The following is an 8,968-nucleotide window of genomic DNA, read 5'->3' on the forward strand; positions in this document are numbered from 1 at the left end:
GTCCACGACCCCTCCCGGCAGCGGTGCGTCGAACTGCCGCTCCATCAGCGGGGCCGCGAAAGCCTGCCGGACGGCCGGCAGATCGCTCCCGGCCCACGGGCGCAGGAGCGGCCCGCCGTCGGTGATCGGATGTCTGTCCACCGCCGCAGGCTAAGGGGACTCAGCCGCCCCGGGCGAGCCAGTCGCCGCCCGGCACCGGGGTGCCGGTGGCGCGCAGCCGGGTCGCCAGGGGTTCGGCGGCCAGGTACGTCCAGGCGCGGGCGCCGCCGGGCAGCCGGACCGTCAGCCGCTCGTAGTCCGGGCCCTCCAGCCGGTCCAGGGTGGCCAGGACCGCCGGGAAGCGCTCCGGCCGGATGTGCATCAGCTCGCCGTGGACGAGCCGTCCGGCGTCGGGCACCCCGACCGCGTACGGATAGCCGGGGCCCTCGTACAGCACCGCGCCCGGCAGGACGGCCGGCTCCTCGCGGCCGGTGTGTCCGCGCAGCGCCCACGCGTAGTGGCGCTGCCCGGCGCGCAGGGTTCCGTAGACGAAGAACGGCAGTCGCTCGGGCTCACCTGACATGCCCTCATCCTGCATGGCCGGTGCGTATCAGACCGCCCACTGGCGGTAATCGGTCTGTACCATTTACGATGACGGACCCGCCGGGGTGGGAGAGGGACCCGGCCGGTGGTTGAGCTGCGTGTCGCCGCGTAGGGGGGAATCGCCGGTCGGGTCTGAGACCTCCACGGGCAGCCCTGCCCGCCGCCACGCCTGGAAGCCGCCGATCAGATCGGTGGCCCGGCGCAGCCCCAGGGAACGCAGCGAGGCGGCGGCCAGCGACGAGGCGTACCCCTCGTCGCACACCACGATCCAGTGCACGTCGCGGTCGGTGGCCTCCGGCACCGAAGCACCGCTCGCCGGATCGCAGCGCCACTCCAGGTGGTTGCGCTCGATCACGAGCGCGCCCGGGATGGTGCCGTCCGCGTCCCGCTGGAAGGCGGGCCGGGTGTCCACCAGCACGGCGCCCTTCTCCCGCGCCGCCTGCGCCTGGTGCGGGTGGAGCCGCTCCAGGTCCGCGCGGACGGCCGCCAGATGTGCGTCGATCGTCGTCATGGGATCAGTCGTCCAACGTCTCGGTACGGTCCGGCCGCAGCGCGCCGTCCGCGCCGAGCCGGTAGGAGGTCTGCGAGGTCAGCGCCGGTCCGTACGCGTGCACGCTGACGGCCGGTTCCGTTCCGCGGTTGCTGACCCGGTGGATGTGGCGCGGCCCGAACGACCGGAGCCCGCCCACCGGGAGGTGCCGCGTCCCCGGGAACGTCTCCTCGCTCAGCGCGCCCGCCACCACCGTGAACGCCCCGGCGGAGCCGCCGTGGTCGTGGATCTCGGTGCCCTGCCCCGGCAGCCAGGTCAGCAGCCACACCTCGTACCCCTCGGCCCGGTGCAGCCGGTGGTACCAGCGCTCCGGTGAGGTGAACCGGGCGAGAGGCCGCCAGGACGCGGGGCGGGCGGCGAACCTGCGAGCGGTTTCGGCCAGCCGGGCCGGGGTGTACGGGGCGCCCGGGTCGGCGGGCGAACGGGGCGGAGCGGAGAAAACGGACATGGCGCGACCTCTTCTGCGGTGCCGGATGCGGGGCGGAAATGGCGGGACGCCGCGCCCACGGCTGACACCGGGCGCGACCGTCAGGGACGGCCGCGGCGACACAGCGCGCTGGCCACGCGGACGAAGTCCACGTGCTGCCTGGAAAAGAAGCGCTTGCCGGTCGACATGCCGGCCACATTGACAGCCCGTCGGCGCCCCGGTCAAGCGGGCATCCGCGTTTTCACGACCGTCATCCGGCGAAATACGGCCCCCGCCGCATTGCCGGCGTTCCAGCAATTGAGACGCGGCGGCAATACCTTGACGGCGGCGAGAGGTTGCTGGCAAGCTCACGTACTGTGAGTCAAGCTGACGTTCTCGTGACGCGCCTGCACGTCGATCTGCGACGGCAGGCCAGCGCTATCTGTGCCAACGGCCACTGAACACAGCACAGCTGACCTCCTCGGGCCCGCAGCGGCCGTGAATCCCCGGCACCAGCCGCGTTGTTGAATCACCACCCGCCGACGGGCGGCAACCCGTCATTTCCGCGGCTCGCATCGGACATCGCGCCACCGTGTCGCCCTGCCCTGCCGTTCCTCATCCCTTTCCCGGTCCCTTTTCCGGTTTTCCGATGCTCCCGGAGTGATTCATGACGCACATTCTCGCGGTATCGGCCAGCCCGGCCGGGGAATCGCGCACCGCCGCACTGGTGCAGCACGCCATCGACCGGCTCTCGCTCACCGGATTCGACGCGGCCCACCTGGTGGTGCGGGAACTGCCGGCCCAGGAACTGCTGGGCATCCGCCGGCCGGGCGCCGTGCTGCGGCGCGCGCTGGAGGATGTCGCCGTCGCGGACGGGCTGATCGTCGCCACCCCTGTGTACACCGCGGCCTACACCGGCCTGCTGAAGACCTTTCTCGATCTGCTGCCGCGGTCGGGACTGGCCGGCAAGACGGTGCTGCCGCTGGCCACCGGGGACAGCTACGCGCATGTCCTGGCCATCGACTACGCGCTGCGCCCGGTGCTCACCGCCCTGCGCGCCCGGCACGTGGTCGGCGGCTGTTACCAGCTGGAGGACGACATCGCCCGCCGCCCCGACGGATCCGCGCAGATCCGTCCCGAGGCCGAACTGCGCCTGTTCGACGCGATCGACGCCTTCATCGAAGCGCTCCCCGCGTCCACCGCCGCCGGTTCGGCGCTCTCGCCGCAGTGACCTCAGTGACCTTCCGAAAGGCCCCCACGCCATGACCGCCCAAGGCTTCGACCGTCCCATATCCGTGAAGGAGCCGATCATGCCGCAGCTGACCACACCCCTGTCAGATCTGTCCGACATGACGATCACCGTTGTCCCCGAAGGCGTGGACAGCTCCGTACCCCTGGTCGGCTACCTGGTCCTCGCCCCCGCGGGCACCCGGCTGAACGAGCTGATCACCGTGCCGGCCTCCGCCGCCCCCACCCGGGGGGCGGAGAGCGGACGGGGCATCACCATCGACGAGGAGGAGCGCACCGCCCGGGTGGACGGGACGCTGCTGGAGCTCACCTACCTCGAATTCGAGCTGCTGGCCCACCTGGTGCGCCACCCGCACCGCGTCTACAGCCGCGAGCAACTGGTGACGACGATCTGGGGGTACGGCCCCGTCGGCGACCAGCGGACGGTGGACGTGCACGTCGCACGGGTGCGCCGCAAGCTCGGCGCGGCCCACCGGGAGCGCATCGTGACGGTGCGCCGGGTCGGCTACAAGTACGTGCCCGCCACGCTGTAGTCCGCGCCGCTCGCCGCCACGGCCTCGTCGTGGCGGCGCAGCAGCAGGGCGGCCAGCTCCGGGGCGGCGCCCAGCACGGGCGCGAGACCGTCGGCGCCGGCCTCCCCGGCCGCCGCCGCGATCCGCCCCGGGAGGCGGCCCGGCGCGATCACCAGCGGGGCGACAAGCACCCGCCCGATGCCGTCCGCGCGCAGCGCGCGGACGGCATCGGCCGTCCCCGGCTCCGCGGCCGAGGCGAACGCGGGCCGCACCGCGGCCCAGCCGGCGCGCTCCCGCCAGTCCCGCGCGATGGCGCCGACGGCGGTGAGCGCCGCCGGATCGGAGGACCCGGCGGCGGCCAGCACGATGCCGGTGCGGGCGGCGGCAGCGGGGCCCCCGGGCACCACCCGGGCCCGCTCGCCCGCCGTCCCCGGCCGGACCGCCCGGGCCAGCCGCCGCTCCAGCGCGGCGAGCAGCAGCGGGTCGGGGCCCAGCACCCCCGCCCGGCGTACCCGCAGGCCCGGCAGTTCCGGCAGGCACTCCGCCAGGACGGCCGGGATGTCGGTCTTCGCGTGGTAGGCCCGGGTCAGCAGCAGCGGAACCGCTACCGCCTCCCGTATCCCCGCCGCGTACAGCCCGGCCAGCGCCCGCGGCACCGAGGGCCGGTCGAACTCCAGGAAGCCCACCGTCACCCGCAGCCCGGGCCGCAGCGACCGCACCCGCGCCGCCAGCGCGTGCACGGTCGCCGCGTGCCCCGGGTCCCGGCTGCCGTGGGCGATCAGCAGCAGCGGGGCGGCCCCGGTCAGCCGCTCCTCGCCAGCAGGCCCCTGCTGCGCAGCACCCGCCGCTCCAGCGGGGAGAAGAACAGCAGATCGATGGCCACCCCGACCAGCAGGATCAGGATGATGGTGGCCAGCACCCCGGACATGTTCTGCAACGCCCGGAAACCTTCCATGAGCTGGCCCAGGCCGGTGCCCAGCTTCGCCGAGGTGACGATCAGCTCCGCCGCCATCAGGGAGCGCCAGGAGAACGCCCAGCCCTGCTTGAGGCCCGCGAGGTAGCCGGGCAGCGCGGCCGGCAGCAGGATGTGCCGCACGGCCGTGAGCCCGCGCGCGCCCAGCGTCCGGCCCGCCCGCAGATACAGCGGGGGGATCTGGTCCACGCCCGCGACGATACCGTTCGCGATCGAGGGCACCGCGCCCAGCAGGACCACCGCGAAGATCGCGGTGTCGGTGAGCCCGAACCAGATCAGTGCCGCCGGGACCCACGCGATGGACGGCAGCGACTGGAGGCCGGTGAGGATCGGCCCGATCGCCGCCCTGACCACCTTCACCCGGGCCACCAGCAGCCCCAGCGGGGTGCCCACCACGATGGCGATGGCGAAGCCGAGGATGCCGCGCGAGACGCTGGTCCAGATGTAGCCGAGGAGGACCCCGTCCAGCCACATCTTCTCGATGGCGCCCCACACATCCAGCGGGCTGGGCAGGACGTAGTCCGGTTTGACCTCCGCCCAGTAGGCGATCTGCCACACCGCGAGCACCAGTGCCACCGCGACCAGCGGCGGCACCAGTTTGCTCAGCAGCACCCGGCCCAGCGGCGGCCGTTCGTCCGCCGCCCGGCTCTCCAGGGCGTCCAGGCCCGCCTCCAGGCCGGCCAGGTCACCGCCCCCGGGCGTGCCCTCCTTCGTCTCAGTGCTGGCCATGACGGCGGATCTCCCCCCTCAGCTGTTCGGTGATGTCCAGGGACAGGGCGGAGACCGCCGCGTCCTCGATGCGGCGCGGCTGGGCGATGTCCACCTCCCAGGTACGGGCGATCCGGCCGGGGCGGGACGACAGCAGGACGACGCGCTGCGCCAGCCGCACCGCCTCGCGCACGTTGTGCGTCACGAACAGCACCGACACCCCGGTCTCGGACCAGATGCGGGTCAGCTCCTCGTGCAGCACGTCCCGGGTGATGGCGTCCAGCGCCGCGAACGGCTCGTCCATCAGCAGCAGCCGGCTGTCCTGCGCCAGCGCCCGGGCCAGCGCCACCCGCTGCCGCATGCCGCCGGACAGCTCGTGCACCCGCTTGCCGTACGAGCCGGTCAGCCGCACCAGTTCCAGCAGCCGCTCGGCCTCCGGGCGGCGCCCGGCCTTGGGGACACCGCGCAGCCGCAGCGCCAGTTCGATGTTCTTGCCGGCCGTCAGCCAGGGGAACAGCGCGTGCTCCTGGAACATCAGGGCCGGCCGGCCGCCGGGGACCGTGATGGTGCCGGAGGTGGGCGCGTCAAGACCGGCGACCAGGTTCAGCAGCGTCGACTTGCCGCAGCCCGAGGCGCCGAGCAGGGTGACGAACTCGCCGGGGGCGACATCCAGCGAGATGCCGTCCAGGACGAGCTGGGACCGGCCGGGGCGGCCGAAGGACTTCGACACCCCGTCGAGCCGGACGGCCGGCTCGGCGGCCGGGGCGGCGGTGGTGGTGGCGTCCGGCTTGTTGAGTGTGGTGGCCATCGCTCTCACCTCGTGGTGGGATTGCGGATCGGACGGGTCGGACGGGCCGGGGCGGTCGTCACTCGACACCGAGGCCGCCGTCGTCGACGGGGTCCAGGCCCTCCTCGGCCAGCACCCGGTTCAGCAGTGAGAGGTCGTAGATCCCGGCCAGGTCGACCTCGTCCAGCAGCCCGGCGTTGACCGTGCTCTCGGCGCTGATCCGCAGCGAGTCGGCCAGCGGGTCGTTCAGGAACTCGACGTGGTCGAAGGCCGGGTCGAGGACCTCCGGGGGCAGCTCACTGCCGCCGGGCAGCGCGGCGACGGCGGTGTTGAACTGCTCCTTCGCCTCCTCCGGGTGCTCGTTGATCCAGGCGTTGGTGCGCACCACACCGCGGATGATGGCCTCCACCACGTCCGGGTGCTCCTCCAGGAAGCTCTGGGCGGCGATGACGTGGGTGACCACGTACTGGCCGTTCTCCCACAGCTCCGCCTCGTCCAGGATCTCCACCGCGCCCTGGTTGACCAGCTTGGCCGCGGTCGGCTCGGGGACCCACGCGCCGTCGATGTCGCCGCCCTCGAAGGCGGTCGGGATCTCGGCGTTGGCGATGCGCACCACGTCCACGTCACCGGCGCCGGTGGTCGGGTCCACGTCGAAGCCCTGGTCGGCGAGGTAGCTGAGCAGCGCCACGTCCTGGGTGTTGCCCAGCTGCGGGGTGGCCAGGGTGGCGCCCTCCAGGTCGTCCAGACCGGAGATCCGGTCCGGGTTGACGACCAGGGAGGCACCGCCGGACGCGGCGCCGGAGACGATCCGCAGATTGCGCCCGCCCGACTGGGCCCAGCCGTTGATGGCCGGGTTGGGGCCGATGAACGTGACGTCGATGGAGTCGCCGTTGAGCGCCTCGATCGCGGAGGGGCCGGCGTTGAAGACGGACGGGGTGAAGGTCGTCCCGCCCAGTTCCTGTGCGATGAGCCCGCCGTCCTGGAGGCCGATGACGGCGGTGGCGTGGGTGATGTTGGCGAAGTAGCCGATGGTGACGTTGTCGACCGACAGGGCCTCCCCGGCGTCCTCCCGGGCCGCGGGTGTCCCGGAGTCGTCGGAGGAGTTGTTCGAGCCGTAGCCGCAGGCGGTGACGCCGATCAGCAGCGGGGCGAGGACGGCGGCGGTCAGCAGGCGGCGGCGCGCGGTGGTCACGGGGGAATCCTCTCGGGAGGCCGACCGGCGCGCGGAGCACGGCCGGGCGGTCGGGGGCGCCTCCCGGCACGGAGCGGTGGCGGGAGGGTGGTGCGGGGCGAGCGGCTCAGGTGCTCAGTGGCCCGCACATCGCGCGATCCCGCCGTGCCCGGCGCCCAGTGCGCCGCTGCCGACTCGCCCGCCCTCCTTCGCGAAGGTCGAGAAGACATCCCGGGGCATGGTCAGAAATCCCACCCCTCGTCGTCCGCCGCCGCGCCGTCGCCGGCCGCCGGGCGCGCGAACGCCTCGCCCGCCATGCCGGCGGTGAGGGTGGCGCCGTCCGCCGGGTCGATCAGCAGGAACGATCCGGTGGTGCGGAAGTCCGCGTACGGGTCCACCGGCAGCGGCTCCGCGGTGCGCAGCACCACCGTGCCGATGTCGTTGGCGGCCAGGGCGCCCGGTGCCGGGTGCTGCGAGAGGTCGTCCAGCGTGAGCCGGGACGGGATCTCCTTGACGATGGCCTTCACGGTGCGCGTGGTGTGCTTCAGCAGCACCCGGGACCCCGGCACCAGCGGCCGGTCGTGCAGATGGCACACGGTGGCGGTGAGGTCCTGGGACGGCAACGGCCCGCTGCCGGTGGGCACCAGCACGTCCCCGCGCGAGATGTCGAGGTCGTCCGCGAGGGTCACCGTCACCGACTGCGGGGCGCGGGCCACGTCCACCGCGGTGCCCAGCGCGTCGATGCCGGTCACCGTGCTGGAGCGGCCCGAGGGCAGCACCGTGACCGGCTCGCCCACCCGCAGCTCCCCGGCGGCCAGCCGCCCGGCGTACCCCCGGTAGTCGGGGTGCTCGGCGGTCTGCGGCCTGATCACGTACTGGACCGGGAACCGGGCCGGCCCGGCGGCGGGTTCGCCGCCCGCCGGTATGACCGTCTCCAGATGCTCCAGCACGGTGGGCCCGCCGTACCAGTCCATGTGCGCCGAGGGCGTGACCACGTTGTCGCCGGCCAGCGCCGAGATGGGAATGGCGGTCACCGCGGGGATGCGCAGCGAGGCGGCATAGCCGGCGAACTCGCGGGCGATGCGGGCGAAGACCGGCTCGGCGTAGCCGGCCAGGTCCATCTTGTTGACGGCGAGCACCACGTGGGGCACGCGCAGCAGCGCGGCGACGGCGGCGTGCCGGCGGGTCTGCTCCACCACCCCGTTGCGGGCGTCGACCAGGACGACCGCCAGGTCGGCGGTGGAGGCGCCGGTGACCATGTTCCGGGTGTACTGCACATGTCCGGGGGTGTCGGCCAGGATGAACCGGCGCCGGGGCGTGGCGAAGTAGCGGTAGGCGACGTCGATGGTGATGCCCTGCTCGCGCTCGGCGCGCAGCCCGTCGGTGAGCAGCGCCAGGTCGGGCGCCCGCTGCCCGCGGTTGCGGGAGGCGGTCTCGACGGCGGCCAGTTGGTCGGCCAGAACCGACTTGGAGTCGTGCAGCAGCCGCCCCACCAGGGTGGATTTGCCGTCGTCGACGGAGCCGGCGGTGGCGAAGCGCAGCAGGGAGGTGGTGTCCGGCATCAGAAGTACCCCTCGCGTTTGCGGTCCTCCATGGCGGCCTCGGACAGCTGGTCGTCGGCGCGGGTGGCGCCGCGCTCGGTGAGGCGGGAGGCGGCGATCTCGGCGATGACCTGCTCGATGGTGGCCGCGTCCGACTCGACGGCGCCCGTGCAGGACATGTCGCCGACGGTGCGGTAGCGCACCAGGCGGCGTTCGGTGCGCTCGCCCTCGCGCGGGCCGCCCCAGTCGCCGGGGGCCAGCCACATGCCGGAGCGGGCGAACACCTCGCGTTCGTGGGCGTAGTAGATGGCGGGGAGTTCGATCTTCTCCCGGCCGATGTACTGCCACACGTCCAGCTCGGTCCAGTTGGAGAGCGGGAAGACCCGCACGTGCTCGCCGGGGGCGTGCCGGCCGTCGTACAGCTGCCACAGTTCTGGGCGCTGGCGGCGCCGGACCCAGCCGACGAACTGGTCGCGCAGCGAGAACACAC

General features: G+C 73.4%; 11 protein-coding genes and 1 pseudogene. 3 read left to right on the top strand and 9 right to left on the bottom strand.

Annotated features, from left to right (window positions below):
* Nucleotides 1-160 precede the first annotated feature (160 nt).
* The 3 genes and pseudogenes from ACFV5N_RS20290 to ACFV5N_RS20300 all read right to left on the bottom strand — a co-directional run bounded on the left by ACFV5N_RS20290 (nt 161) and on the right by ACFV5N_RS20300 (nt 1,580).
* Entirely contained in the window at nt 161-562 is a 402-nt protein-coding gene (locus ACFV5N_RS20290; protein ID WP_385601634.1) for a gamma-glutamylcyclotransferase family protein, read from the bottom strand.
* A 162-nt stretch (nt 563-724) separates the two neighbouring features.
* Nucleotides 725-1,093, bottom strand: a pseudogene (locus tag ACFV5N_RS20295) (rhodanese-like domain-containing protein); the annotation flags it as partial.
* Nucleotides 1,094-1,097: 4 nt separating this feature from the next.
* Complete coding sequence (locus ACFV5N_RS20300; protein WP_385601637.1) at nt 1,098-1,580, bottom strand: cysteine dioxygenase; 483 nt, start codon at nt 1,578-1,580, stop codon at nt 1,098-1,100.
* A gap of 335 nt (nt 1,581-1,915) precedes the next feature.
* Here ACFV5N_RS20300 and ACFV5N_RS20305 point away from each other — a divergent pair, with 335 nt between their 5' ends.
* The 3 genes from ACFV5N_RS20305 (at nt 1,916) to ACFV5N_RS20315 (ending at nt 3,319) form a co-directional block, all read left to right on the top strand.
* Nucleotides 1,916-1,999: a putative leader peptide gene (locus tag ACFV5N_RS20305; RefSeq protein ID WP_354341493.1), complete on the top strand. Its 84-nt coding sequence runs from the start codon at nt 1,916-1,918 to the stop codon at nt 1,997-1,999.
* A 206-nt stretch (nt 2,000-2,205) separates the two neighbouring features.
* Nucleotides 2,206-2,769, top strand: coding sequence for an NADPH-dependent FMN reductase (gene ssuE / locus ACFV5N_RS20310; protein WP_385601640.1), 564 nt, complete (start codon nt 2,206-2,208; stop codon nt 2,767-2,769).
* Between the two features lie 31 nt (nt 2,770-2,800).
* On the top strand, nt 2,801-3,319 hold the full coding sequence (locus tag ACFV5N_RS20315) for a winged helix-turn-helix domain-containing protein (RefSeq protein WP_385601643.1): 519 nt from the start codon (nt 2,801-2,803) through the stop codon (nt 3,317-3,319).
* Here ACFV5N_RS20315 and ACFV5N_RS20320 read toward each other — a convergent pair.
* The 6 genes from ACFV5N_RS20320 to cysD form a co-directional block, all read right to left on the bottom strand.
* Nucleotides 3,292-4,104 carry a sirohydrochlorin chelatase gene (locus tag ACFV5N_RS20320; protein WP_385601658.1) on the bottom strand — a complete coding sequence of 271 codons (813 nt, stop codon included), beginning with the start codon at nt 4,102-4,104 and terminating at the stop codon, nt 3,292-3,294. The two genes, ACFV5N_RS20315 and ACFV5N_RS20320, sit on opposite strands and share 28 nt — an antisense overlap.
* Nucleotides 4,101-5,000 carry an ABC transporter permease gene (locus tag ACFV5N_RS20325; protein ID WP_385601645.1) on the bottom strand — a complete coding sequence of 300 codons (900 nt, stop codon included), beginning with the start codon at nt 4,998-5,000 and terminating at the stop codon, nt 4,101-4,103. Before ACFV5N_RS20325 ends, ACFV5N_RS20320 begins: the two co-directional genes overlap by 4 nt.
* A complete protein-coding gene (locus tag ACFV5N_RS20330; RefSeq protein ID WP_385601648.1) occupies nt 4,987-5,787 on the bottom strand; it encodes an ABC transporter ATP-binding protein in 801 nt (266 codons plus the stop codon). The genes ACFV5N_RS20325 and ACFV5N_RS20330 overlap by 14 nt, the downstream gene beginning before the upstream one ends.
* Before the next feature lie 58 nt (nt 5,788-5,845).
* Nucleotides 5,846-6,958: an ABC transporter substrate-binding protein gene (locus ACFV5N_RS20335; protein ID WP_385601651.1), complete on the bottom strand. Its 1,113-nt coding sequence runs from the start codon at nt 6,956-6,958 to the stop codon at nt 5,846-5,848.
* 221 nt (nt 6,959-7,179) lie between these two features.
* Nucleotides 7,180-8,499: a sulfate adenylyltransferase subunit 1 gene (locus ACFV5N_RS20340; protein WP_385601652.1), complete on the bottom strand. Its 1,320-nt coding sequence runs from the start codon at nt 8,497-8,499 to the stop codon at nt 7,180-7,182.
* Nucleotides 8,499-8,968 (bottom strand): sulfate adenylyltransferase subunit CysD (gene cysD, locus ACFV5N_RS20345; protein ID WP_385601655.1); only part of this gene is annotated, 470 nt, incomplete at its 5' end. The genes ACFV5N_RS20340 and cysD, both read right to left, overlap by 1 nt.

It is taken from the genome of Streptomyces sp. NPDC059853, assembly GCF_042731495.1.
GTDB lineage: Bacteria > Actinomycetota > Actinomycetes > Streptomycetales > Streptomycetaceae > Streptomyces.

Bases quoted from the DNA above. Each gene is read 5' to 3' on its own strand.
- ACFV5N_RS20290 (WP_385601634.1), bottom strand. From the start codon at position 562: ATGTCAGGTGAGCCCGAGCGACTGCCGTTCTTCGTCTACGGAACCCTG.
- ACFV5N_RS20300 (WP_385601637.1), bottom strand. From the start codon at position 1,580: ATGTCCGTTTTCTCCGCTCCGCCCCGTTCGCCCGCCGACCCGGGCGCC.
- ssuE (WP_385601640.1), top strand. From the start codon at position 2,206: ATGACGCACATTCTCGCGGTATCGGCCAGCCCGGCCGGGGAATCGCGC.
- ACFV5N_RS20315 (WP_385601643.1), top strand. From the start codon at position 2,801: ATGACCGCCCAAGGCTTCGACCGTCCCATATCCGTGAAGGAGCCGATC.
- ACFV5N_RS20325 (WP_385601645.1), bottom strand. From the start codon at position 5,000: ATGGCCAGCACTGAGACGAAGGAGGGCACGCCCGGGGGCGGTGACCTG.
- ACFV5N_RS20330 (WP_385601648.1), bottom strand. From the start codon at position 5,787: ATGGCCACCACACTCAACAAGCCGGACGCCACCACCACCGCCGCCCCG.
- ACFV5N_RS20340 (WP_385601652.1), bottom strand. From the start codon at position 8,499: ATGCCGGACACCACCTCCCTGCTGCGCTTCGCCACCGCCGGCTCCGTC.